This window comes from Bradyrhizobium acaciae (assembly GCF_020889785.1).
GTDB lineage: Bacteria > Pseudomonadota > Alphaproteobacteria > Rhizobiales > Xanthobacteraceae > Bradyrhizobium > Bradyrhizobium acaciae.
In genome coordinates, this window is record NZ_JACMYK010000075.1 from 1 (window position 1) to 25,461 (window position 25,461).

Below are 25,461 nucleotides of genomic sequence, written 5' to 3' on the forward strand. Positions count from 1 at the left end.
CACCGCCGTGAAATCCACCACCGCCACCATGGAAGCCTCCGCCGCCATGACCGCCACCGCCATGGCCGCCGCCACCACCACCGCGGGCGGCATCGGCGCTCCCTGCAAACAGCGCTGTCGATGCCGCGACTGCGAGGATCGCGACGAACGCCAGGACAGTGTGCTTGTTGCGGGCAGCCCTCGGCATATGTCCTCACCCTTCGGATACTCAGCGATGCCTGACATCAACGTCGCGCGCCGCCGCCGGTTCCAGCGACGATTGTGGATTGAGTTGCACCGCAAGAGCCAGGGACAGGATGTTCGCGCCCTCCAGGGGATCGCGACGCCACGGGGAGGCTTCGCCACCGCATATTCAATCTCCGAAAAATCCCGCCTGGTCCGGGAGCGGAAGACCAGGCGGGGTAGCCTGCCTCAGCCCTTGTGATGGGTCTGTTGCAGTCCGTAGACCGGTGTTGGGATGCCCTCCAGGCGTGCCTTCAGCTGCAGCGCCAGATAGTGCGAGTAGTGGCGCGACTGGTGCAGATTGCCGCCGTGGAACCACATCGCTTCCTGCTGCGTCGGCTTCCACATGTTGCGCTGCTCGCCCTCCCAGGGGCCGGGATCCTTCGGCGTATCCGAGCCGAGGCCCCAGACCTTGCCGACCTTGTCGGCAGTCGACTGGTTGATGAGGTCGGCGACCCAGCCGTTCATCGAGCCGTAGCCGGTCGCGTAGACGATCACGTCGGCGGGCACCTCGCGTCCATTGTCGAGCTTCACGCCGCTTGCCGTGATCTCCTCGACCTGGCCGCCGGCGAGCTTGATCTTGCCGTCGATGATCAGCTGCGAGGCGCCGATGTCGATGTAGTAGCCCGATCCGCGCCGCAGATACTTCATGAACAGGCCGGAATCATCGGTCCCGAAGTCGAGCTTGAACCCGGCCTTCTCGAGCGCTGCGTAGAAATCGGCATCCATTTCGCGGATCTTGTCGTAGACCGGCTTCTGGAAGGTATGAAGAATCCGGTACGGCAGCGAGGCGAAGATCAGGTCCGCCTTCGCCGTCGTCACGCCGGCCTTCACCGCGCGCTCCGAATAGAGATCGCCGAGGCCGACCTCCATCAGCGGCGCGGACCGGACGATGTGGGTCGAGGAGCGCTGCACCATGGTGACGTCGATGCCGTTCTCGTAGAGCGCGGCGCAGATGTCGTGCGCCGAGTTGTTGGATCCGATGACGACGACCTTCTTGCCCTTGTAGCCGTCCGGCCCCGGGTGCTGCGAGGAATGGTGCTGCTCGCCCTTGAACTGGTCCATTCCCTTGAACTTCGGGATGTTCGGCTTGCCGGACATGCCGGTCGCAAACACCAGCTGCTTCGGCTTCAGCACGATCTCCTCGCCGTCGCGGTCGACGACGACATTCCACTCCTTGGTCGCCTCGTCGAAGGAAGCGCGCTTCGCGGTCGTCCTTGTCCAGTAGTTCAGCTCCATTACCTTGGTGTAGAACTCGAGCCAGTCGCCGATCTTGTCCTTCGGCGAGAACACCGGCCAGTTCTTCGGGAAGTCGATATAGGGCAGGTGGTCGTACCAGACGGGATCGTGCAGGCAGAGCGACTTGTAGCGCTTGCGCCAGCTGTCGCCGGGCCGGTCGTTCTTCTCGATGATGATGGTCGGTACGTTGAGCTGGCGCAGCCGCGCGCCGAGCGCGATGCCGCCCTGGCCGCCGCCGATGACCACCACATAGGGTTGCGTCGTGTAGCCGAGGGAACGGGCTTCCTCCTCACGCTCCTCCTTCCAGCTCTTGGCGCCGGCATTGACGCCATGCTTGGCGCCGAGCGGCCGGGTGAAGCCGGACTTTTCCTCATGTCCCTTCAGCTCGGCCATCGTGGTCAACAACGTCCAGATCAGGCCGTCGCGGAAGCGGACCAGGCCGTATCCGCGCGCGACGTCGGTCTCGAAGCTGATCCAGGTCTCCAGGATGCCGTCGGCTTCGCCGGCGGTCTCACCTTCCGCGACGCGCCAATGGCGCGGCTTGGCCGTCTTGAGGGTGTGGGTGAGCAGATCGCGAACCCCGTCGCGGCCCTCGACCGTCTTGATGTTCCAGGTGAAGGTGATGAGGTCGCGCCAGTAGCAGTCGGTCGCAAACAGCGCGACGGCGGCGTCGATATCGCCGTCTTCGAGCGTCTTGCCGAACCGGCTGAGCAGAACTTCCGCCTTGGCGTTCGCAGTGGTGTCCAGCATGCATTTCCTCCTTTTGGTGATTGACGCAAGCGATCTGCGATCGCGGCGTTCGGCCAAGGGAGCGCAAGCGGCATGCCAGGGGTGCCGGGCATGCAGCTCACATGAAATCAAGGCTTTACGGAAGCGTCGGGGTGCCGCGCAGCGTGGCGGCGCCACAGCTGTGGCGCCACACCTGCCACAGGTGCGTCAGCTGCGCTTCAGGCGGCGGAGGCGGCGATGGATGGTCGATCGGTCGACACCGAGCCGGCGGGCAAGCTCGGAGACATTGCCGCCACAGGCGGCGAGCTCGGCGGCGAGATCGTCGCTTGCCGATGAGGCAGGCGCCGCGGGCTCGGCGGGATTGCGCAACGTCTCCGGCAAATCGTCCGGTGTGATCTCCGATCCATCCGCGAGCGCTGCCGCGACACGGAGCGTGTTGGCGAGCTCGCGCAAATTGCCCGGCCAGGGGTGGCGGCGCAGCGCCATCCGCGCGGTGTGCGAGAGCCGGATGGCGCGGCCCTCGTCGGCGCCGATCCGGGCCAGCAGATGATCGACGAGCCCGTCGAGGTCCTGTCGTTCGCGCAATGCCGGCAACATCAGCGTCGCAGCATTGAGACGGAAGAACAGGTCGCGACGGAAGCGGCCATCGGCGACGAGCTGATCGAGGCGATGGTGCGAGGCCGAGATCAGGCGGAAGCTGACCGGCTTCGGCCGATGCGCGCCGACAGGAGTGATCTCGCCCTCGGACAGCACGCGAAGCAGCCGCGCCTGCAATCCGATCGGCATGTCGCCGATCTCGTCGAGGAACAGGGTGCCGCCGTCGGCGGCCTCGATCAGGCCGATCTTGCCGCGCGGTGCGGCACCGGTGAATGCGCCGCTCGCATAGCCGAACAGTTCGGACTCGATCAGCGCCTCGGGGATGGCGGCGCAATTCACCGCGACGAAGCGTCCGGGATTGGGGCGGATGTCGTGAATGGCGCGGGCGAGGAATTCCTTGCCGGCGCCGGTCTCGCCCTGGATCAGGATCGGCACGTCCCGCGGCGCGAGCTTGGAGGCGCGCAATTGCACCGCTTCCATGGCCGCATCGCCAAAGCTCAATTCACGCAACGGGCGCGGGATGCGATCGGCGGCGGGCAGGCCGCGCGTGCGTGTGACCGGCGCGATCGCGCCGGCGAACAGCATCACGCCGGAACGGGTCCGGATCACGCGCTCCCGGTCGGCCCGGCTGCGCGTGAATCGCGGCAGATCATCGACGTCGATGTCGAACAGTTGCGAGATCGGCGTTCCGATCACGCCGCGTGCGGCGCCCGGCTGGGGCTCGAACATGCGGGCGAGCGCGCGGAAGCCGCCATGCGTGAGACCGGAGATGCGCCCGTTCGCGTCGATGGCTATCGCCGCCTCGGGATCGACGTCCAGAAAATCCGGCGAACGGGAAATCCTCAGGATCCAGTCGTGCCGCGTCCGTGCCATCAGGTTGGCGAGCTCGATCCGCCGGGCCGTGGTGGTGACGAGATGCAGCGCCAGGTGCTGGCTCGCCTTGACCGTCGGCGAGCGCAATTGCGAAATGTCGAGCACGGCGGTCAGGTCGCCGAGCGTGTCGAAGATCGGCGCTGCCGTGCAGGTCAGGCCGATATGGCTGCTGTCGAAATGATCGTCCTGATGGATGATGACCGGATCGCCGGAGACGATGCAGGCGCCGACGGCGCAGGTGCCGGCGCGGTTCTCGGACCACTCCGAGCCGAGATAGAGGCCTGCGCGGCGCAGCTGATTGTCGAATGTCGGGTCGCCCATGAAATCGACCGTGACGCCGCGGGCGTCGGAAAGCAGAAGCACGTAGTGCTGGTCCATGACGTGGCGGAACAGGCCCTCGACCGCCGAGCGGCCGATCCTGATCAACTCGTCTGACTGCTCGCGATGTTCCTTCAATTGGGTCGCAGGCACGATGTAGGCTTCCTGCGCCTGAGCCGGATCGAGGCGATAATCGTTGAGACAGCGGAGCCAGGACTGGACCACGGGCGCGTCGCGCAGGCTGCCCTTGCCGAGGGCAACATGCGCAATCTCCTCGACATGCGAGCGGGCCGAGATCATCCGGTTTCCTCCCGGCCGGTCGCCCTCCGCCCGTCACGCCGGGGTGGTATGGAGGCTGTGGCCGTGCGTTGTGGCGGGATCTTTCGAGTGTCCCATGGCAGCAAGTCTAATATCGCCCGGGATGACGCGCCAAGCAAATCGACGCAATTCGAGGCTTGACTTGGCGGGGCTTGATGACAAAAGCGCGCGAAACTGCATCCTCATAACAGCTGTCATCGCCCGGCTCGACCGGGCGATCCAGTACGCCGCGACCTCTCGGCTCAAGCACTACTGCCTCTGGAATACTGGATCACCCGCTTTCGCGGGTGATGACACCGCGTTGTTGATATCTTGAATCGAGAGCCATCCGCTGCGGTTGTCCTGGCTTTCGCCAGGACGACATTGGAGTGCTGGCGAGGCTGGAGTCACCAACCCAACACCCATCACACCGGCAGCGCCGTCGAATACTTCACCTGGCTCAGCGCAAAACTCGACTCGATCGACGCGATGCCGTCGAGCCGGGTCAGCTTGTTCTTCAGGAACGCTTCATAGGAGGAGAGGTCGGCGGCGACGACGCGCAGCAGATAGTCGCGGTTGCCGGTCATCAGATAGCATTCGAGCACCTCGTCCCATTTCGAGATCGCGCGCGCGAAGCGGTTGAGGTCTTCCTCCTTCTGCCGCGCCAGCTTGATCGAGATGAAGACCGAGACGTGCAGCCCGATCGATTTCTGGTCGACGGTTGCGATGTAGCGGGAGATCACGCCGCGCTCCTCGAGCAGCTTGACCCGGCGGTGGCAGGGCGACACCGACAATCCGACCTTGTCGGCGAGCTCCTGCATGGTCATGCGGCTGTCGGTCTGGAGCAGGCTCAGGATCTTGCGGTCGATGGCATCGAGGGCGGGCATTGGGATGAACTCGTCAGTTGCGGTCGGATCGTGGGAATTTATCCCAATTTTTCCTGTGCTGTCGCGTGGAATTGAGATTTTCGGCGGCGCGGCCGGCAGTAACATCGGGGATATCGCCTGGGAGCATTGCCATGGGAATCGCGCCTGAACGCCTCGACATGCTCACAGCCTTGGCCCGCAAGGTGCTGTGGCTGTCGTCGTGGACCATCCATCACGCCAACCATGTCAGGCCCTCCAGCGACGGGTTGAAGGTCGGCGGTCACCAGGCCTCGTCGGCCTCGCTCGCCAACATCATGTCGGCGCTGTATTTCTCGGTGCTGCGCCCGCAGGACCGCGTCGCGGTGAAGCCGCATGCGAGCCCGGTGTTCCACGCGATCCAGTATCTGTTCGGCCATCAGACTCGCGACAAGCTGGAGAATTTCCGCGGCTACAAGGGCGCGCAGTCCTATCCCTCGCGCACCAAGGATACCGACGACGTCGACTTCTCCACCGGCTCGGTCGGCCTTGGCGTTGCGCAGACGCTGTTCGCTTCGCTGGTGCAGGACTACGTCAAGGCGCATGGCTGGATGAGCGAGCGGCCCGAGGGCCGCATGATCGCGCTGGTCGGCGACGCCGAGATGGACGAGGGCAACATCTTCGAGGCGCTGCTGGAGGGCTGGAAGCACGGCCTGCGCAACACCTGGTGGGTGGTCGATTACAACAGGCAGTCGCTCGACGCCGTGGTGCGCGAGGGATTGTGGGCCAAGTTCGAGACCATGTTCCGCAATTTCGGCTGGGACGTGGTGATCGTGAAGTACGGCAAGCTGATGCTCGAGGCATTTGCCGAGCCCGGCGGCGAAGCGTTGAAGCGCTGGATCGACAATTGCCCGAACCAGATGTACGCGGCGCTCTGCTTTCAGGGCGGTGCTGCATTCCGCAAGCATCTGCGCGACGACATCGGAGACCAGGGTGACGTGTCGGCGCTGATCGACCGCCGCAGCGACGACGAGTTGCTGGCGCTGATGTCGAATCTCGGCGGCCACGACATGGCGAGCATGATCGAAGCCTTCGAAGCGATCGACCATGATCGTCCGGTCTGCTTCATCGCCTACACCATCAAGGGCGTCGGCCTGCCGATGCAGGGCCACAAGGACAACCATGCCGGCCTGATGACCGTCGCGCAGATGGAGAAGTGGCGCGCGAGCCAGAACATCCGCACCGGCCACGAGTGGGACAAGTTCGAGGGCCTGTCGCAGCAGCCCGCGAAGCTCGAGGCTTTCCTGGCGGAGGCGCCGTTCAACCGCGAGGGACGCCGCCGTCTCTCGGCGCCGGAAATCGAGGTGCCGGAGCGGTTGGCGTTCAAGGCCTCCGCGCAGATGTCGACGCAGCAGGGCTTCGGTCTCGTGCTGCACGAACTGGCGCGCGGCGACAGCGAACTCGCGTCGCGCATCGTCACCGTTTCGCCCGACGTCACCGTGTCGACCAATCTCGGCGCCTGGGTCAATCGCCGTGGCCTGTTCGCCAAGGCGGAGAACCACGATTTGTTCCGGCAGGAGAAGATCCCGTCGGCCTACACCTGGGAGTATTCGCCGAAGGGACAGCACCTCGAGCTCGGCATCGCCGAGATGAATCTGTTCATCATGCTCTCGGCGCTCGGCCTGTCGCAGCAGATCAACGGCGCGCGGCTGCTGCCGGTCGGCACGCTGTACGATCCCTTCATCGAGCGCGGCCTCGATGCGTTGAACTATGCCTGCTACCAGGATGCCCGCTTCATGGTGGCGGCGACGCCGTCGGGCATTTCGCTGGCGCCGGAAGGCGGCGCGCATCAGTCGATCAAGACGCCGCTGATCGGGATCGGACAGGACGGGCTCGCCTCGTTCGATCCGGCCTTCGTTGATGAACTTGCCGTGATCATGGGCTGGGGCTTTGGCCACATGCAGCGCGAGGGCGCCGAGGGTGGTTCGGTTTACTTGCGACTCTCGACCCGAACGCTGGAGCAGCCGCAACGGATCATGACGCCGGACCTTCAGCGCGACATCACTGATGGCGCGTACTGGATGCGCAAACCGGGCCCGAATTGCGACGTCGTCATCGCCTATACCGGGACGGTTGCGCCGGAGGCGATCGAGGCGGTCGGTTTGATCGGCGAGAGCCACCGCGATGTCGGTCTCCTGGCGGTAACCTCCGCCGACCGGCTCTATGCGGGATGGTCCGCGGCGCGGAATTTACGCCGCGACCGCCGCGGCGCGCAGCATTTGAGTCATATCGAGCGCATGCTGGCGCCGCTCGGCCGCGACTGCGGCATTGTGACCGTGATCGACGGCCATCCGGCCTCGCTCGGCTGGCTCGGCAGCGTGCGTGGCCACCGCCTCGAGGCGCTCGGTGTCGAGCATTTCGGCCAGACCGGCACGATCGGCGACCTCTACCGCCACTACGGTATCGACGCCAATGCCATCATCGATGCGGCGGAAAGCGTCTCCGTCGGCGCCCCGGTGCGGCATCGCAAGATGGCGGTGTGACGAGGGATATCTCCCCATCGTCATCCCGGCGCAGGCCGGGATCCATACCACGAGTGGCAGTAAGTAAGCGCGACTCGTTCTAACAGTACCCTTTACCAATTGCGGTCGGTGGTTATGGGCCCCGGCCTTCGCCGGGGCGACGAAGCCAACCTTGCCACCGGTGCGGCAGCAACATTATATGCCGTGGGCGTGCACGAGCCGCGCCCCGCATATGGCGGGTTCAATTCGCCCTGCTTTCGTGCAAGGATGCCTGCCGAACGCTTTCCGTTCCCCTTATCCATACGCCCCCTACAAGAGGTTTCCGATGGTCAATCGCATGCAATTCTACATCGACGGCGCCTGGGTCGATCCCGTCGTCAAAGGCAAGTCCACTCCCGTCGTCAATCCGGCGACCGAAGAGGCGATGTATGAAGTTGCGCTCGGCTCCAAGGCCGATGTCGACAAGGCAGTCGCCGCCGCCAAGCGCGCCTTCGAGACCTATTCCCAGACCAGCCGCGAGGAGCGCATCGCGCTGCTCACCAAGATCGTCGAGGTCTACAAGGGCCGCATGAAGGAAATCGGTGCCGCCGTCTCCGACGAGATGGGCGCGCCGCTGCCGATGGCCGAGAAGCTGCAGGCCGGCGCCGGCCTCGGCCACCTCATGAACACCCTCGAAGTGCTCAAGAAGTACGAGTTCGAGGAGACCATGGGCACCGCCGTGATCGTGCGCGAGCCGGTCGGCGTCGTCGGCATGATCACCCCCTGGAACTGGCCGCTCAACCAGATCGCCTGCAAGGTCGCGCCCGCGCTCGCCGCCGGCTGCACCATGATCCTGAAGCCGTCGGAGTTCACCCCGACCTCGGCGCTGATCTTCGCGGAAATCCTCCATGAAGCCGGCGTGCCGAAGGGCGTGTTCAACCTGCTCAACGGCCTCGGCCCGGAGGTGGGTGCTGCGATGAGCGAGCATCCGGACATCGACATGATCTCGTTCACCGGCTCGACCCGCGCCGGCGTCGACGTCGCCAAGCGTGCGGCGCCGACCGTGAAGCGCGTCAGCCAGGAGCTCGGCGGCAAGTCGCCGAACGTGATCCTCGAAGGCGCCGACCTCGCCAAGGCGGTGACCGGCGGCGTGATGCACATGTTCAACAACTCGGGCCAGTCCTGCAACGCGCCGTCGCGCATGATCGTGCCGCTCTCCAAGATGAAGGAAGTGGCGGCGATCGCGAAGGGCGTCGCCGACAAGACCAAGGCCGGCGATCCGCGCGCCGACGGCACCACGATCGGCCCGGTGGTCAACCGCGGCCAGTGGGACAAGATCCAGGCGCTGATCCAGAAGGGCATCGACGAGGGTGCAACGCTCGTCGCCGGTGGTCCGGGCCTGCCCGAGGGCGTCAACAAGGGCTTCTATGTCCGTCCGACCATCTTCGCCGACGTCACCAACGACATGACGATCGCCCGCGAGGAAATCTTCGGACCGGTGCTGACCATCCTCGGCGCCAAGGACGAAGCGGAAGCCGTGAAGATCGCCAACGATACGCCTTATGGTCTCGCCGGTTACGTCTCCGCCGACACCGTGGAAACCGCGCGCCGCGTCGGCCGCCAGATCCGCGCCGGCAACGTCAACCTGCAGGGCGTGCCGAACGAGCGCAGCGCGCCGTTCGGCGGCTACAAGCAGTCCGGCAACGGCCGCGAGTGGGGCCGCTACGGTCTGGAAGAATATCTCGAGGCCAAGGCTGTCGCCGGCTACAACGCCGCGTAAGAGCAAGCTACGAGAGACAATATTCTGGCGCCGGGGCGGATCACCGCTCCGGCGTCAGACGTTTTGGAAGCTACACATTAAGCGTCGTCCCGGCCTTCGCCGGGACGACCAAGACAATCAACCGCCGAGTGCGCCCTGGGTGTTGACGTAGAGCGCATAGATCGACTGGCTTGCCGCCATGAACAGGCGGTTGCGCTTCAGCCCGCCAAAGCAGAGGTTCGCGCAGCGCTCCGGCAGCGCGATGCGGCCGATCATGACGCCGTCCGGCGCAAACACCACGACGCCGTCGAGCTCGGGATCGCCCATGCCCCAGCCGCACCACAGATTGCCGTCGATGTCGCAGCGCATGCCGTCGGGCGTGCCGCGGCCGGCATCGATGAACACGCGCTTGTTCGAGATCGTCCTGCCGTCGGCGGAGACGTCGTAGGCGAGGATCTTGCGGTTCGGCTCGCCGCGGGATTCCACGACGTAGAGGATTGTCTCGTCCGGCGAGAAGCACAGCCCGTTCGGGCCGAGCACGCCCTCGGCGACGATGCTGGCCCTGCCGGTTTCGGGATCGAGCCGGTAGACGTTGGGCTCGATCTCCGGATCGGCCTTATAGCCCTCGTAATTGCCGAGCAGGCCGAAGATCGGATCGGTGAACCAGATCGCGCCGTCGGATTTCACCACGACGTCGTTCGGCGAGTTCAGCCGCTTGCCGCCGAAGGAATCGATCAGCACCGTAATCGAGCCGTCATATTCGGTGCGGACCACGCGGCGGCCGCCATGCTCGCAGCTGATCAGCCGGCCCTGGCGATCGCGGGTATTGCCGTTGGCGAAGTTCGACGGCTTGCGGAAGATGCTGACAGCGCCGGTCTCTTCTTCCCATTTCAGGATGCGCTGGTTCGGGATGTCGCTGCACAACAGATAGCGGCCGTCGCCGAACCACACCGGGCCTTCGGCCCAGCGCAGGCCGGTGGCGATGCGTTCGACGGCGGAGAGCTTCAGCCAGTATTTCTCGAAGCGCGGATCGAGCGCGTGGATCGCGGGATCGGGATAGCAGGTCGCGGGACGCCAGCCGGCGGAATGAACATCGGACATTTGCTGTTCTCGTTGTTGTGTTTCGATGGTGTTTCCTTGAGCGCATGGTTTGCTATCATTGTCGGCCTGCGACCGCAATTCGATCGCAGCAATCAGGAAAGGCGAGGGACGGCATGCCACGCATATTGATGACCGGCGCATCGGGTGGAATCGGAACGAGCCTGCGCAAGCTGCTGCCGCCGATCTATCCGGATCTGCTGCTGAGCGATATCAAGCCGCCCTCCGATCTCGGCAGCAACGAGAAATTCAAGGCTGCCGATCTGGCCGATCTCGCAGAGGTCGAGGCGATCTGCGAGGGCGTCGACGGCATCCTGCATTTCGGCGGCTATTCGGTCGAAGGTTCGTGGGACGCGATCCTGCAGGCCAACATCATCGGCTGCTACAACCTCTTCGAGGCGGCGCGCAAGCAGGGCGTCAAGCGCGTGATCTTCGCCTCTTCCAATCATGCGGTCGGCTTCTACCCGCGGCATCATCGGATCGGCACCGACGTCACCGCGCGGCCGGACAGTCGTTACGGCGTCAGCAAGGTGTTCGGCGAGGGCGTCGGCGCGCTCTATGCGGACAAGCACGGCATCAAGGTGACCTGCATCCGGATCGGCAATTTCGGCGAGGCGCCGCTCGATCACCGCAGGCTCTCGATCTGGCTCAAGCCGGAAGATCTGGTGCAGCTCTGCCGCATCGGCCTCGAACATCCCGATATCCATTTCGAGGTGCTGTACGGGGCGTCTTACAACGAGCGCTCGTGGTGGGACAATCACCGCGCCTACGATCTCGGCTATCGCCCGACCGGCCGCGGCGAGGACTTCCGCGAGCACGCGATGGCCGAGCAGGCCAAGCTGCCGCCCGATCCCGTCGGCGATTACTACCAGGGCGGCACGTTCTGCAGCATGGAGTTCGACGGTGGCCGCACGAGGGTGATCGACTGGAAGAAATGATCAGTCGTCGCACTGCGGCAGCTGCTTCACCGCTTCGGTGTGCTCCCGCTGCGGCTCGTTCGCGTTTTTCCCGGATGTCGCCTTGGGGGCGCTTCCGGGCCCGTCATAGCTCTGGGAAAAGTGGCTGAGCGGGAAGGTGAGGCTGATCTTCTGTCCGGTCAGGTTCTTGGCTTCCACCACGATCGTTTGCGCGTGCTTCAGCCGATCGATCAGCTCGCCATCGGCCTCCAGCGTGCCGCCGCAGCCCAGCGTGTAGCAGTGCGTCCGGGCGATCTGCATCGGCTCATCCTGGTCGATCCGCAGGCTGATCGTTCCTTCCAGCATGGTCCGCGTGCCGACATTGGCGGTGAGCAGGGCGCGCGTGCTGCTCTGCGGCGAGATGCTGATGGTGCCGCCCGACGGCGCGCACTGGCCGCGCGCGGCGGCGGCGACGAAGCAGCTCGCCTGGGTCAGGCAGGTCTTGGTCCAGGGCTCATAGCTGAGCTCGGTGGCGCGGGGATCGGCCGCTTGGCTGACGCCGGCAAGCGCAAGCTGCGCAGCGAACGATCCAATCAACAAAGCCGCATGGCGCATCGTGGTCTCCTTCACGAGGGGGCCGCGTATCGCGCTATTGCGGCTTTTTGTCGTTGGAGATGCGGACGAGGTAGTCCGCCTTGCTGTACTGCATGTGATCGACGCAGAGCTGCGCGAGCGCCCAGCTGTCGCGGCCCTTCAAGAGCTCGATCATCAATTCGTGCTGGCGGCGCGACAGCGCGAGGCCCTCGCTGTCGGCGAGATTCTTGGCGCGCATCGGCAGCGTCAGGTTCATGTAGTCCTGCAGCGAGCGGACGAGATACGGATTGCCGCAGGCAGAGAACAGCGCGAGGTGGAACGCATCGTTGGTTTCGTGGATGCCGCGCATGTCCTGCGCGTCGGCCTTGAGGCAGTACTGCCGTTGCAGCTCGCTCAACTGGTCGATCAGGCTTTCCGGTGCGGGTAGAGCGATCATCAGCGCCGCCTGCCGCGTCAGCATCTCGCGCACCTCGTAGATCTGCCGCACCTCCTCGGCCGAATAGAACCGCACCGTGGCGCCGACATTCTTCTCGCGCAGCACGATACCCTGGCGCTCGAGCTGGAACAGCGCCTGGCGGACGAAATGCCGGCTCGCGCCGTAGCGCTGCATCAAGGTATCCTCGACCAGCCGCAGGCCAGGTTCGAAGCGGCCGAAGATGATGTCCTCCTCCAGCCGGCGGATCACCTCCGCCTGCTCCTCCTCGCGCGAGGGGGCCTGGAGTTCGGGCAATGTGGGCTGGGCCTTCATGCGCTCGCGGCTTCGGATCGATGCCGGAGGTCAGCACGGCACGCCGGTTATTGTCAATAATGGGGGCGATTTTGCCGCAGATCAGCGCCGCTCTGTCGCCAGATTATCTCATATTGACAATAATTCCCGCCGCTCCTTAAGTGCGCCCGAACCATCAACGGGACGAGAAGAAAATGGCCGACGGACTTCGCAAGGGACTGACCAGCTATGGTGACGCCGGCTTCTCGCTGTTCCTGCGCAAGGCCTTCATCAAGGCGATGGGCTATTCGGACGATGCGCTCAATCGCCCGATCGTCGGCATCACCAACACCTACAGCGATTACAATCCCTGCCACGGCAATGTGCCCCAGATCATCGAGGCGGTGAAGCGCGGCGTGATGCTGTCGGGCGCGATGCCGTTCGTATTCCCGACCATCTCCATCGCCGAGAGCTTTGCGCATCCGACCTCGATGTATCTGCGCAATCTGATGGCGATGGATACCGAGGAGATGATCCGCGCCCAGCCGATGGATGCGGTGATCGTGATCGGCGGCTGCGACAAGACCCTGCCGGCGCAGCTGATGGCCGCGATCAGCGCCGATCTGCCGACGGTGGTGATTCCGGTCGGGCCGATGGTGGTCGGTCATCACAAGGGCGAGGTGCTCGGCGCCTGCACCGATTGCCGCCGGCTGTGGGGCAAGTATCGCGCCGGCGAGATCGACGACACCGAGATCGAGGCGGTGAACGGCCGCCTCGCGCCGTCGGTCGGCACCTGCATGGTGATGGGCACGGCTTCGACCATGGCCTGCATCACCGAAGCGCTTGGCCTGTCGCTGCCGATGAGCGCGACGATCCCGGCGCCGCATGCCGAACGCTTCCGCTCCGCGGAGGCCAGCGGCCGCGTCGCCGCCGAGATGGCGAAGACCAAGTGGCCGAAGCCGAGCGAGATCCTGACGCCGTCGTCGTTCCGCAACGCCCAGGTCGTCTTGCAGGCGATCGGCGGCTCGACCAACGGGCTGATCCATCTCACCGCCATCGCCAACCGCTCGCCGCACAGGATCGACCTCGATGCGTTCGACAAGCTCGGCCGCGAGGTGCCGGTGCTGGTCGACCTCAAGCCGTCGGGCGAGCACTACATGGAGCATTTCCATCATGCCGGCGGCGTTCCGAAGCTGATGGCACAGCTCGGCGACCTCATCGACCTCGATGCAAAGACCATCACCGGCCAAACCTTGCGCGAGGTCGTCGCCAATGCCGAGGACGTGCCGGGACAGGATGCGATCCGGTCCAAGGCGAACCCGATCAAGTCCGAAGGCGCGATGGCGATCCTGCACGGCAATCTCGCGCCGCGCGGCGCCGTGATCAAGCAGTCGGCGGCGAGCCCGAAGCTATTGCAGCACACCGGCCGCGCCGTGGTGTTCGAGTCGGTCGAGGACATGACACTGCGGGTCGACGACCCCGCGCTCGATGTGACCGCCGACGACGTGCTGGTGCTGCGCAATGCCGGTCCGAAGGGCGCGCCGGGCATGCCCGAGGCGGGTTACCTGCCGATCCCGAAGAAGCTCGCGCGCACCGGGGTGAAGGACATGGTCCGCATCTCCGATGCGCGGATGAGCGGCACCGCGTTCGGCACCATCGTGTTGCACATCACGCCGGAGTCTGCCGTCGGCGGTCCGCTCGGCCTGGTGCGGAACGGCGACATGATCCGGCTCGATGTTGCCAAGCGCAGCATCGATCTGCTGGTCGACGAGGCCGAGTTGCAGAAGCGACGCGCGGCGCTCGCCCCCGCCGGCACGCCCGATTGGGCCAAGCGCGGCTATGCGCATCTCTTCAACGAGACGATCCTGCAGGCCGATGAGGGCTGCGATTTCGACTTCATGCGCGCCAAGGGGAAGTAGCGCGCAAAGTTCGGCGCATTTGCCGAATTGTCGATAATTCTGGCGATGCGGCGCTCGTTAATGCCTACGACGAGCTGATTACCTCTGTTTTATTGACAATCCCGCAGAACTGATGGGATGATCGCGTCAAATAAAAACAGGGGGAACGTCGCGATGGGCTACTCAGCCGGGATCGTCGGGATCGCCATGACCGCAGCAGCGCTGCTGCTGCCCGCGCGTGCCGGCGCGCAGGAGGTCAAGCACTTCCGCTTCGCCTACGATCAGCCGCGCAACACCGGCTATTCGGTCGCCGGCGATCTCTTTGCCGACAAGCTCAAGGAGTTGAGCAAGGGGACGTTGATCGTCGACCAATATCCCGGCGCGCAGCTCGGCCAGGAGCCGCAGCTGCTGCAACTCGTCAAGTCGGGCGATATCGAGTTCGCGATCATCTCCTCCGCCAACACTGCGACGATCTCGCCGCAGGCCGGCGTGATGTCGCTGCACTTCCTGTTCCGCAACGACGCCCATGTGATCAAGGCGCTGGCCGACCCGCAGGTGTTCGACGCGATCAGGACGATGATCGACGAGACCGCGCAGGGCCTGCACGTGATCGGCACCGGCTCGCAGGGCGTGCGCCACATCTACAGCAAGAGGGAAATCCACAACGTCGGCGACCTCAAGGGCGTCAAGGTCCGGGTGCAGGCGACCGCGACCGAGGACACCATGTTCCCGGCCTATGGCGCGCAGACGGTGCATATGCCGTTCGGCAGCGTCTACACCTCGCTGCAGACCGGCGTGGTCGACGCCGCCGAGAACAGCATCAACGTCTATCTCGTCAACAAGCACTATGAGGTGGCGCCGGTGCTCTCGATCACCGAGCACGAGGCCAACAATGCGCTGCTGTTCGTCTCCGACAAGCTGTGGCAGAGCCTCTCCGCCGAGCAGAAGCAGTGGGTGCAGGCTGCCGCCAACGAGGTCAGCGCCAAGGAGCCGCAGAAAGCCTTCGAGCTGGAACGGAATGCGCTGACCAAGCTGAAGTCGTTCGGCGTCAAGGTGGTCGAGGACGTGGACAAGAAGAGTTTCACCGCTGTCGCTGATCCCTATCTCGACAAGCTCGCCAAGGAGCTCGGTCCGCATGCGGAGAAGATCAAGAACCTGATCCGCGCGATCAATTAAACAAGCGTCGTCCCGGCGAAGGCCGGGACCCATACGCCGCGGCTTGTCCATTGAAGCACCGGGCCGCCGTTCTTTCTCAAAGCATCAGGCGCCGGTGGTTATGGGTCCCGGCCCCCCGTGCGCAATTGCGCACTAGGCCGGGACGACATACGAGGACAGAGCATTCGATGGCCATGGCCGACAGACTGGTGCTGCAACGTCAGCGGCATCTGAAATGGCGGGCGCTCGACCGGCTCGAGCTGATCCTGATGATGCTGTGCGGCCTGCTGTGCTTCGGCTTCTCGCTCTCGGTGACCGCCGACATCGTCACCCGCACCATCGGCCATCCCTGGCTGTGGCTGCAGGAGGTGACCTCGACGCTGTTCATCTATGCAATCTTCATCGGTGCCGCGGTCGCGACACGACGTAACGATCATCTCTATCTGACCGCACTCTCGGAGGCGATGCACGGCAGGTCGCGGACATTCGTCGAGATCGTCATTCGCCTCGTCGTGCTGGGCGTTGCCTTCTGCCTGGTCTGGTATGGCTATCAGAATTACCTGCGCGGCTTCGGCAGCTTCCGCCTTCCGTCCGGCACGCCGATCGCCTCGCTCTATGCCGTGATCCCGCTGTCGGGCATCCTGATCGGCCTGTTCACGATCGAGCAGCTCGTCAACGGCATCCGCAACGGCTTCGATCATCCGGAGCCGCCGGACGATGACCTTGCGATATCAGCGATCAACACCAGCGCGACGACGGGAGTGCGGCCGTGAGCGCTCCGGTCGTGCTTGTGCTGATGTCGTTCTGCTTCCTGTTCTTCGGCTATCTCGGCGTGCCCGTGCCGTTCTCGCTGATGGCCGGGGTGTTCATCGGCGCGGCGCTGTCCGACGTGTCGCTGGCGGCGATCGTCCAGAAGATCTTTGACGGCGTCGATTCCGAGGCGCTGCTCGCGATCCCGTTCTTCCTCTTGGTCGGCGAGCTCATGAGCTCGGCGAATGTCGTGGTCCGCATCGCCAATCTGTCGGTGTCGCTGGTCGGGCATATCAGGGGCGGGCTGTCGCAGGTCGTGGTCGTCTTCAGCATGTTCTTCTCGGAAATGTCGGGCTCGACCACCGCCGACGTCGCCGTCATGAGCCGGGCGCTCGGCGGCCCGATGCGGCGGGAGGGCTACGAGCCGGCGTTCATTGCCGCGATCATCGCCTCGGCGTCGACGATTGCGGCACTGGTGCCGCCGAGCATCACCGCCGTGGTCTATGGCGCGGTCGGCAACGTCTCGATCGCCGGCCTGTTCATGGCCGGCGTGGTGCCGGGGCTGATGATCGGCTTCGGGCTGATGATCTATTGCTACTTCTTCGGGCCCTCGGGCCTGCGCAAGCCGCGCGCGCCGCTGCGCCAGGTCGCCTTCGCCGCCGGCGACGCCGCGCTGCCGCTGATGATCCCGGTGATCCTGCTCGGCGGCATCCTGACCGGCTGGTTCACGCCGACCGAGGCCGGCGTCGTCGCGGTCGTCTACATCATCGTCGTGGTGATCCCGGCGCTGAACCGCGGGCACCTGAAGAAGATTCCTTACGACTTCTGCCTGGCCGGTCTCATTTTTTCGCTGCCGCTGATCACGATCGGGGCGGCGAACGCGTTCGGCTGGATGCTGGCCTATTTGCGCGGCGCGATCTACATCGCCGACTGGATCACCTCGATCGCCGGCAACGATCCGCACCTCATCATGCTCCTGATGGTGCTGTTGTTCACCGTGGTCGGCGACTTCATCGAGCCGGTGCCGACCATCATCATCTTCATGCCGCTGGTCAACGCGCTGACCCAGGCCGGCGACATCAACGGCGTGCATATGGGCGTGGTGCTGATCGCGACGCTGGCCTTCGGCCTGATCACGCCGCCATACGGGCTGGTGTTGCTGATGGCCTCGAAATTCGTCGGCGTGAGCTTTGCGAAGGCATTGCGGGCGGCGCTGCCGATCTATGTCGTGTTCCTGGTCACGATCTGCTTCACGATCTATTTTCCGAAGGTCGTGCTGTGGCTGCCGAAGCAGGTGATCCCGGAATCGGTCGGCTGCTTCAAGGCGCCCGGCGGCACAGGATACATCTGCCCGAACTAGCCTTGCCGGGCAGGAGCCTCATGGAGAGGTGCACGCACCGCTCCATCCACGTCATTGCGAGCGAAGCGAAGCAATCCACCGCTCCGCAAGCGGAGAAATCGATTGCTTCGTCGCTACCGCTCCTCGCAGCGACGGCGGTGCGAGGTGTTACCGGATGAGACCGCGGCTGTGACGCAGTGGTGCCTGTTGTTGCTACTTCGACTTGCTGGTGAACTTCTTCACGGCGACGCGGAAATCGTCGGTATGCATGGTCGCAATGATCTTGTGCTCCTCGGCATCGAGCTGCTGCTTGGTCGGCGTGGTGGCTGCCTGATAGACCAGTGATTTGGTTGCCGCGATCGCGGCGGGCGGATTCCTTGCCAGGCGTTCGGCGAGCTGCCGGGTGGCCGCCTTCAATTCGGTCGCGGGCACGGTCTTGACGACGAGGCCCCATTCATAGGCCTGCTGTGCGGTGAAGCCATCCTCGGCAAGGAAGATCTGCAGCGCGCGGCGGGTGCCGACGGTGCCGACAATGCCGACCGTGCTGCCGCCGTCCGGCGACACGCCGATCTTGGCATAAGCGGGCGTGAAGCGGGCGTCTTCCGCGGCGATGCACAGGTCGGTCACGAAGGCGAGGCCCATGCCGGCGCCGGCCGCCGAACCATGCACGCTGGACAGCACCAGCTTCGGCATCCGCCGAACCGTCTCGATGAAGGCGTGGTAGTGGTGCAGCATCTCGCCGACCACGGGGGCGACGTTGTTGGCCTCAGTCGCGGCACCGATGGTCTGCAGATCGCCGCCGGCGCAGAAGGCGCGACCTGCGCCCTCGATGACCAGCACGCGGACGTCCTTGTTGGCTTCGACCTCGGCGCCGAGCTGTTCCAGTTTTTTAGCGATCGTCAGGTCGATCGCGTTGAACGCGGCCGGCCGGTTCAGCGTGATGGTCGCGATGGCGCCGTCGATGCGGAGCAAAGCGGGGTCGTTCGGGGAGGAGGCGGGATCGGACATTTTTAGGGACCTTGGGCTTGTTATTTCCGGACATTTAAGGCCTTGGCGGCAGCTGTGGCAATGCGGCCCGGCGGTCCGGAGGCGGCTTTCGGATGCCCAGATTTGCCAGCGACCCCCTTGCATCGGCGCGAGCCATGAGGCCAAATGGCCGCCAGCCTTCGGTACGCAGACACGAGCGCTGTGGGGACGGGGCAAGCAAGCTAACATCGACAAGAGGAAACGGCATGGGTGACTCCTGCTCGCGCGTATTTGGGTTGTTCCGATGACGGGCTCGGTCATCATCGTCGGCGCCGGCCACGCCGGCTTCCAGCTCGCGGCGTCGCTGCGCCAGGCGGGCTTTTCGGAGCGCATCGCCCTGATCAATGACGAGGGCCATCTGCCGTATCAGCGGCCGCCGCTGTCGAAGGCCTATCTGAAGGGGACCGGCGGGCCCGAGACCCTGATGTTCCGGCCCGAGAAATTCTACCACGACAACAAGATCGAGCTGATCACCGATCGGGCGCACGCGATCGACCGTAACGCGCGGAAAGTGGCGCTCGCCTCCGGTACGTCGCTCGACTACGGCCATCTGGTGTTCGCGACCGGCGCGCGGAACCGGCTGCTCGATATTCCCAACGCCAAGCTCGACGCGGTTCGCTACCTCCGTATCCTGGATGAAAGCCAGGCGCTGCGCGACTTGATCGCGCCCGGCATGCGCGTCGTGGTGATCGGCGCAGGCTTCATCGGGCTTGAATTCGCGGCGACCGCGCGGGGCAAGGGCCTCGAGGTCGATGTGGTCGAACTGGCCTCGCGGGTGATGGCGCGGGCGGTGACCGCGGAGATCTCCGAGTTCTCGCAGTCCCGCCACGCTGCTGCCGGCATCCGGATTCATCTCGGCGTCCAGGTCACCGCGATCGAGGCCGACGGCGCCAAGGTCACCGGCGTCAGCCTGAGCAACGGCACGCATATTCCGGCCGATCTCGTTGTGGTCGGCGTCGGCGTGCTGCCGAATGTCGAGCTCGCCGCGGAGGCCGGCCTGCCGGTCGCATCCGGCATCATCGTCGACGAGCATCTCTTGACCGCCGATCCGAACGTGTCCGCGATCGGAGATTGCGCGCTCTACACCAGCAAGCGCTTCGGCGGATCGCTGCGGCTGGAATCGGTGCAGAACGCGACCGATCACGCGCGCTGCGTGGCGTCGCGGCTGACGGGGAAGACCGAAGTCTATGACGGCCTGCCGTGGTTCTGGAGCGACCAGGGCCCCGACAAGCTGCAGATGGCGGGTCTCACCACCGGCTACGACCGCGTCGTGGTGCGCGGCGACCGTGCGCGGGGGGCGTTCTCGGCGTTCTGCTATCGCGGCGACAGACTGCTCGGCATCGAATCGGTCAATCGCGCCGGCGATCACATGTTCGGCCGCAGGCTGCTCGGCGCCGGCGGCTCGATCACGCCGGAGCAGGCGGCGGATGCGAGCTTTGATTTGAAGAGTGCGCTTTCCTAATACTCCCGTCGTCCCGGCCTAGTGCGCAATTGCGCACGGAGCCGGGACCCATTACCCCAAAGACAGATTGTTGAGCGACGCTGAGGCCACGATCCCTACGACAACCAAGATCGGTGGTTACAGGTCCCGGCCTTCGCCGGGACGACGTGGGGAGATAGCGTTCTCTACCTCTTCCGCCGTCGGCATCGACGGCGCCGCCCCCATCCGTTGCACGCAGATCGAGGCGGCGGCGTTGGCGTAGGCCAGCGCGTCGCGAAGCGGCTTGCCGGTGGCGAGTTGTGAGGCGAGGGCGCCGACGAAACAATCGCCGGCGCCTGTGGTGTCGACGGCCTTGACCTCATGTCCCGGCACCAGCAGCGCTTGGTCCCCGACCAGCGCCAGAACGCCGCGCTTGCCGAGGGTGACGCAGACGATCTTGCCTTGCCCCAAGGCCCGCGCCGCCTCGGCGAAGCGAGAGGGCGCGTCGTTGTCGCGCAGCTCAGTCCCCGCGAGGACGCCGAGCTCGGTCTCGTTGAGGATCAGGACATCGACCAGGTCGAGCAATCCCTTGTCGGCCGCCTTCGCCGGCGCCGGATTGAGGATCGTGGTGGCGCCGGCGGCGCGGGCACGACGGAAGAACGCGGCGATGGTAGGCAGCGGAATCTCGAACTGGCTGACCGCGACGTCACCCTTCGCAAGTGTGGGGGCTGCGACATCGTCAGCGTCGACCAGCCCATTGGCGCCCGGCACGACGACGATGGTGTTGTCGGCATTGGCGACCGTGATGATCGCGGTGCCCGAATGCGTGCCGTCGGTGTCCTTGACGAAGCCGAGATCGACGCCTTGCGCGGCAAGGAATGCTCGAAGCTCCCTGCCGAATGCGTCGGTGCCGAGCCGGCCGATGAGCGTGGTCGGTATGCCGAGCTTGGCCGATGCCACCGCCTGATTGGCGCCTTTGCCGCCGGGGAAATACAGCACGGCCTCGCCGGCGACGGTCTCGCCGATTCGCGGATGGCGCTGGGCGGTCGCCACCACGTCCATGTTGATGCTGCCTGCGACGAAGACGCGCCCCATGCCCATTTACCCCTGTCAGACCGCGGCGCCGAACTCCTGCTTGACCGCCGCAATGTCGGCTAGCGTCGGCAGGCCGGCCTCGTTGCCGAGCTTCTGGATCTTGAAGGTCGACGCCGCGCGCGCGAACTCAAAATGCTCATGCCAGGCTTTGCCGGGATTGGCGAGATAGGAATAGACATAGGCGCCGTGGAAGACGTCGCCGGCGCCGTTGGTGTCGATCACGCGCTTGCGCGGAATCGGAAACGCCGGCAGCGTCTGCACCGTACCGGCTTCATCGTACCAGAGCAGGCCGCGCTCGCCCATGGTGACGCCGCCGATCTTGCAGCCGCGGCTCTTGAGATAGTCGAGCATCTGCTCCGGCGTCTTGTCCATCTGTTCGCACAGCCGTTCGGCGACGATCGCGACGTCGATGAATGCGAGCAATTCGTGGGTGTTGGTGCGCAGGCCGCCGCCGTCGAGCGAGGTCATGATGCCGTCCTCGCGGCAGAGCTTGGCGTAATGGATCGCCGCGTCCGGCTGGTGGCCGTCGATGTGCAGCGCACGGCAGCCCTTGATGTTCAGCAGCGGAAAGGGATGGATGTGCTGATCGTCGCGGCAGCGGACGATGGCGCGCTTGCCGTCATTGGGCATGATGAAGGACAGCGAGGAGGAGTTGACCTTGCGCGGATGGAACGAGATGCCGTACCGGTCGGCCATGTCCCAGAACATCCGCCCCAGCCAGTCATTGGCCATGGTGGCGATCAGGTCCGGCTCGACGCCGAGCTTGGCGCAGCAGAATGCCGCGGTTACCGCGTTGCCGCCGAACGAGACTGCATAGGCGTCGGCGACGTGCTTCTCGTCGCCGACAGGCATGTGATCCGTGATGAAGGTGACGTCGATATAGGTCTGTCCAATGAAGAGAGCCTGCATTCGCTTCCCGTCGTCGCTTGGTGTGGTCCCGGCCACCGACCAGACTAGCACCGCTGGTCGGCCGATATCGCTGAAATTATTCGCAACCCTGCTTGGTTTGCAGGTAGAGATGATGGATGCAGCCGGGCCGTTCTGGCATGCGGCATAACGGACGGCGGCAGTCCGCGGTTCCGGGGCGCGCAAGGGAGAAGCACGATGACGGCAGATTCGGGGAGGCCAAAACCATGATTACCGGTCTCGATCATGTCGTCGTCCTGACCGGCGACATCACCGCCGCCAGCGCCGCCTACGAGACGCTGTTCGCGCGGGCACCGTCCTGGCGCTACAGTGGCGGTGGCGCCGATCGGACGCTGTTCACGCTTGACAATACCACGCTGGAATTGGTGGCGCCGCACGGCGACAACGATGCAGCCCAGCACATTCGCAATGCGCTCGCTACCCAGGGCGAGGGGCTCGCAAGCCTTTGCTTCCGGACCAGCGATATCGCCAGGACGTACCGCCGGCTCGACCGGCTGACGCTGAAGCCGGAGCCTGTCGCCGAGGTCGAGAGCCGCGATGACACCAGCGGCGCCACGCTGTCGTGGAAGCGGACGCGCGCGGCGACCGATGCGACGCGCGGCGTACGCATGTTCTTCCTGGAACGAGCGCAGGAGCGGCCGCTGTCGGTGCGCACCACGCCGGCCTCGATCACCGCGATGGATCATGTCGTGGTTTCGACCGCCGATCCGGAACGCGCTGCCGCACTCTATGGCGCGCGGCTCGGGCTCGACATGGCGCTCGACCGGTCGCATCCGGACTGGGGCCGGCTGATGTTCTTCCGCTGCGGGGATCTCGTCGTCGAGGTCACGCACCGGCCGGGCAAATCGGAAACCGATGCGCCGGACCGGCTGCGCGGCATCTGCTGGCGCGTTGCCGACATCGATGCCACGCATGCGCGGCTGGTTGCCGCAGGTGTCGACGTCTCGGAGGCTCGCACCGGCCGCAAGCCCGGCACGCGCGTGATGACGGTGCGCAACGGCACGTGCGGTGTGCCGACGCTTCTGGTGCAGCCCTCACAGGGAAAGCCAGACTAGGCCGCATTTCGCGTGAGCGTCGTCCCGGCAACGTGCGTGCAGTAAATCTCATCGTCATTCCGGGGCGGGCCACCGGGTCGCGCGAACGCGTGCCCGATGACAGGCTCCGCACGAACCCGGAATCCATCGAGTCGCATGTTCCATGGATGGATGGGATTCCGGGCTCTCGCTTCGCGAGCCCTCAGGTGCGCAATTGCGCACCGGGGAATGACGAAGGGACGAGAAAAATCCCCGCATGACCGTCACGACAACATTCGTTCTCAAACGTCGTGCGTCATGCTACATTCATCAGTTCAGCATCACGGGCGATCGATTTGGCCAAGGCAAAGCGAATACAGAGATGGCAGCGCGACCCCCAGGGGATGCGGCTGCGGATTCTCGAGGCGGCCAAGCAGGAATTTGCCGCCCATGGCCTCGCCGGCGCGCGGGTCGACCGCATTGCGGCCAATGCCGACGCCAACAAGCGCATGCTGTACTACCATGTCGGCAACAAGGAGGATCTTTATCTCGAGGTGCTGGAAGGCGCCTACGAGAAGATCCGCGCCGAGGAGCGCACGCTCGATCTCGAGCATCTCGATCCGCCCGAGGCGATCGGGCGCCTGATTGACTTCACGTGGAACTATTTTCTGCGCAATCCCGAGTTCCTGGCATTGCTGAACACGGAAAACCTCGCCAAGGCAAAGCACCTGAAGCGCTCGACCAAGGTCAAGTCGATGCACTCGCCCTTTGTCGAGATGATCCGCACCGTGGTGACCCGCGGCGTTGAAAGCGGCGATTTCCGCGTCGCGGTCGATCCGGTGCAACTCTACATCTCGATCGCCGGGCTGGCGTTCTTCTATCTCTCCAACTGTGCCACGCTGAGTGTGATCTTCGGCCGCGACCTCTTGAAGAAGGACGCCCGCGACGAGCGCCTCGAGCACATGATTGCGCTGGTGCTGGCGGCGCTGACCGGAAAATCCGCGGCCGCGTTCGGCGCAATGCCGCTGCGGCATGCCGCGGAACACCGCGTGGTGTGACGGGTCGCGGTTCATCCGCAATCCGTACCGATAAAAATCTCATCTGACGAAAGTAGGGGATTTCCGCACGATTTTGCCGCCTGTCAGGGGCTGGACAGTATTTATCCAACGGGTTAATTTCTGGGCGAACTGAGAAACTGTGAGGGAGCGTGACGTGGCGGAGGCAAAGAGCCCTTCGGGCCTGTCGAAGGTGCTGAATGCGGCGTGGGTCCGCCCGTTCCTGTTCCTGGTCGTCATCGTGGCGGCCTGGGACCTCGCGATCCGCCTGTTCCATATTCCGGCCTACCAGATCCCGTCGCCCGGCGACGTCGTCGCGGTGCTCTGGAGCGACTGGCCGGAGCTGCTACGGCAGTCCTGGCCGACCACCTACGCGACGATCTGCGGCTTCCTGCTCTCGGCGCTGTTCGGCGTTCCCGTCGCGATGCTGATCGCCGGCTCGAAGACGGTCGAGAGCTACGTCTATCCGCTGCTGGTGTTCTCCCAATCGGTGCCGAAGATCGCGATCGCGCCGCTGTTCGTGGTGTGGTTCGGCTTCGGCATCATCCCCAAGGTGATTTCCGCGTTCCTGCTCGGCTTCTTCCCGGTCGTGGTCTCGGCAGTGCAGGGCTTCAAGTCCGTCGATCCTGACATGGTCGATCTGGCGCGCGCGATGCAGGGCAGCCGCTTCAAGGTGTTCTGCGCGGTCAACCTGCCGCACGCGATGCCCGCGATCTTCTCCGGCCTGAAGGTCTCGGTGACGCTCGCCGTGGTCGGCGCCGTGGTCGGCGAGTTCGTCGGCTCGAATTCCGGCATCGGCTATGTGATGCAGCGCTCGATCGGCACCTTCGACCTGCCGACGATGTTCGCAGCCTTAGTGATCCTGGCGCTGCTCGGCGTCATCCTGTTCTGGATCGTCGACCGCATCGAGCGGCTGGTGATCCCCTGGCACGTCAGCCAGCGCGACGACATCAGTTTCGCTTCGTAGGATTGTGCACAGAAACAACAGCAAACGTCATTGCGAGGAGCGACAGCGACGAAGCAATCCATCTCTCCACTTGCCGCACGATGGATTGCTTCGCGGAGCCTGTCATCCGGCGGCGCTTCGCGCCGACCGGGTGGCTCGCAATGAC

The 25,461-nt window shown here is 64.9% G+C and carries 21 protein-coding genes; 11 read left to right on the forward strand and 10 right to left on the reverse strand.

The features are described 5' to 3' along the window. The 4 genes from H8A92_RS24905 to H8A92_RS24920 form a co-directional block, all read right to left on the reverse strand. Nucleotides 1–187 (reverse strand): hypothetical protein (locus tag H8A92_RS24905; protein WP_229198212.1); only part of this gene is annotated, 187 nt, incomplete at its 3' end. A gap of 224 nt (nt 188–411) precedes the next feature. Beyond that, complete coding sequence (locus tag H8A92_RS24910; RefSeq protein ID WP_229198213.1) at nt 412–2,211, reverse strand: NAD(P)/FAD-dependent oxidoreductase; 1,800 nt, start codon at nt 2,209–2,211, stop codon at nt 412–414. 186 nt (nt 2,212–2,397) lie between these two features. Further along, the gene (locus tag H8A92_RS24915) at nt 2,398–4,278 is read right to left on the reverse strand and encodes a sigma-54-dependent Fis family transcriptional regulator (protein WP_229198214.1); all 1,881 of its coding nucleotides are present in this window, start codon (nt 4,276–4,278) and stop codon (nt 2,398–2,400) included. A 422-nt stretch (nt 4,279–4,700) separates the two neighbouring features. Next, nucleotides 4,701–5,162 (reverse strand): Lrp/AsnC family transcriptional regulator, encoded by a 462-nt coding sequence (locus H8A92_RS24920; RefSeq protein ID WP_016841346.1) that lies wholly within the window; start codon nt 5,160–5,162, stop codon nt 4,701–4,703. A 131-nt stretch (nt 5,163–5,293) separates the two neighbouring features. On the opposite strand from H8A92_RS24920, the gene H8A92_RS24925 reads away from it, so the two are divergent. Then, a complete protein-coding gene (locus H8A92_RS24925) occupies nt 5,294–7,660 on the forward strand; it encodes a transketolase (protein WP_229198215.1) in 2,367 nt (788 codons plus the stop codon). A 304-nt stretch (nt 7,661–7,964) separates the two neighbouring features. Further along, on the forward strand, nt 7,965–9,398 hold the full coding sequence (locus H8A92_RS24930; RefSeq protein WP_229198216.1) for an aldehyde dehydrogenase family protein: 1,434 nt from the start codon (nt 7,965–7,967) through the stop codon (nt 9,396–9,398). A 117-nt stretch (nt 9,399–9,515) separates the two neighbouring features. Here the strand turns inward: H8A92_RS24930 and H8A92_RS24935 are convergent, their stop codons facing one another. After that, a complete protein-coding gene (locus H8A92_RS24935) occupies nt 9,516–10,478 on the reverse strand; it encodes an SMP-30/gluconolactonase/LRE family protein (RefSeq protein WP_229198217.1) in 963 nt (320 codons plus the stop codon). Nucleotides 10,479–10,591: 113 nt separating this feature from the next. Here H8A92_RS24935 and H8A92_RS24940 point away from each other — a divergent pair, with 113 nt between their 5' ends. Further along, complete coding sequence (locus H8A92_RS24940; protein WP_229198218.1) at nt 10,592–11,413, forward strand: NAD-dependent epimerase/dehydratase family protein; 822 nt, start codon at nt 10,592–10,594, stop codon at nt 11,411–11,413. On the opposite strand, the gene H8A92_RS24945 is transcribed toward H8A92_RS24940, so the two are convergent. Both H8A92_RS24945 and H8A92_RS24950 read right to left on the reverse strand, forming a co-directional pair. After that, nucleotides 11,414–11,986 (reverse strand): invasion associated locus B family protein, encoded by a 573-nt coding sequence (locus tag H8A92_RS24945; RefSeq protein ID WP_229198219.1) that lies wholly within the window; start codon nt 11,984–11,986, stop codon nt 11,414–11,416. It lies immediately after the preceding gene. A gap of 34 nt (nt 11,987–12,020) precedes the next feature. Next, a complete protein-coding gene (locus H8A92_RS24950) occupies nt 12,021–12,713 on the reverse strand; it encodes a GntR family transcriptional regulator (protein WP_229198220.1) in 693 nt (230 codons plus the stop codon). Nucleotides 12,714–12,886: 173 nt separating this feature from the next. Between H8A92_RS24950 and H8A92_RS24955 the strand changes: the two genes are divergently transcribed. From H8A92_RS24955 to H8A92_RS24970, 4 genes are all read left to right on the forward strand, one after another. Beyond that, the gene (locus tag H8A92_RS24955) at nt 12,887–14,590 is read left to right on the forward strand and encodes an IlvD/Edd family dehydratase (protein ID WP_229198221.1); all 1,704 of its coding nucleotides are present in this window, start codon (nt 12,887–12,889) and stop codon (nt 14,588–14,590) included. A gap of 153 nt (nt 14,591–14,743) precedes the next feature. Next, on the forward strand, nt 14,744–15,745 hold the full coding sequence (locus H8A92_RS24960; RefSeq protein ID WP_420831359.1) for a TRAP transporter substrate-binding protein: 1,002 nt from the start codon (nt 14,744–14,746) through the stop codon (nt 15,743–15,745). Between the two features lie 167 nt (nt 15,746–15,912). Beyond that, nucleotides 15,913–16,497: a TRAP transporter small permease gene (locus tag H8A92_RS24965; RefSeq protein WP_229198223.1), complete on the forward strand. Its 585-nt coding sequence runs from the start codon at nt 15,913–15,915 to the stop codon at nt 16,495–16,497. Further along, nucleotides 16,494–17,834 carry a TRAP transporter large permease gene (locus H8A92_RS24970; RefSeq protein ID WP_229198224.1) on the forward strand — a complete coding sequence of 447 codons (1,341 nt, stop codon included), beginning with the start codon at nt 16,494–16,496 and terminating at the stop codon, nt 17,832–17,834. The genes H8A92_RS24965 and H8A92_RS24970 overlap by 4 nt, the downstream gene beginning before the upstream one ends. Nucleotides 17,835–18,026: 192 nt before the next feature. Here the strand turns inward: H8A92_RS24970 and H8A92_RS24975 are convergent, their stop codons facing one another. Next, the gene (locus H8A92_RS24975) at nt 18,027–18,821 is read right to left on the reverse strand and encodes an enoyl-CoA hydratase/isomerase family protein (protein ID WP_229198225.1); all 795 of its coding nucleotides are present in this window, start codon (nt 18,819–18,821) and stop codon (nt 18,027–18,029) included. Nucleotides 18,822–19,083: 262 nt separating this feature from the next. Between H8A92_RS24975 and H8A92_RS24980 the strand changes: the two genes are divergently transcribed. Beyond that, on the forward strand, nt 19,084–20,301 hold the full coding sequence (locus tag H8A92_RS24980; protein ID WP_229198226.1) for an NAD(P)/FAD-dependent oxidoreductase: 1,218 nt from the start codon (nt 19,084–19,086) through the stop codon (nt 20,299–20,301). A 117-nt stretch (nt 20,302–20,418) separates the two neighbouring features. Here the strand turns inward: H8A92_RS24980 and rbsK are convergent, their stop codons facing one another. Then, nucleotides 20,419–21,354, reverse strand: coding sequence for a ribokinase (rbsK, locus tag H8A92_RS24985; RefSeq protein WP_229198227.1), 936 nt, complete (start codon nt 21,352–21,354; stop codon nt 20,419–20,421). Nucleotides 21,355–21,369: 15 nt separating this feature from the next. Continuing rightward, nucleotides 21,370–22,263: a sugar kinase gene (locus H8A92_RS24990; protein ID WP_229198228.1), complete on the reverse strand. Its 894-nt coding sequence runs from the start codon at nt 22,261–22,263 to the stop codon at nt 21,370–21,372. A gap of 224 nt (nt 22,264–22,487) precedes the next feature. Between H8A92_RS24990 and H8A92_RS24995 the strand changes: the two genes are divergently transcribed. The 3 genes from H8A92_RS24995 to H8A92_RS25005 all read left to right on the forward strand — a co-directional run bounded on the left by H8A92_RS24995 (nt 22,488) and on the right by H8A92_RS25005 (nt 25,316). Beyond that, the gene (locus H8A92_RS24995) at nt 22,488–23,336 is read left to right on the forward strand and encodes a VOC family protein (protein ID WP_229198229.1); all 849 of its coding nucleotides are present in this window, start codon (nt 22,488–22,490) and stop codon (nt 23,334–23,336) included. Nucleotides 23,337–23,698: 362 nt separating this feature from the next. Beyond that, nucleotides 23,699–24,352: a TetR/AcrR family transcriptional regulator gene (locus H8A92_RS25000; RefSeq protein ID WP_229198230.1), complete on the forward strand. Its 654-nt coding sequence runs from the start codon at nt 23,699–23,701 to the stop codon at nt 24,350–24,352. 154 nt (nt 24,353–24,506) lie between these two features. Continuing rightward, nucleotides 24,507–25,316 carry an ABC transporter permease gene (locus tag H8A92_RS25005; protein ID WP_229198231.1) on the forward strand — a complete coding sequence of 270 codons (810 nt, stop codon included), beginning with the start codon at nt 24,507–24,509 and terminating at the stop codon, nt 25,314–25,316. Nucleotides 25,317–25,461: the final 145 nt, after the last annotated feature.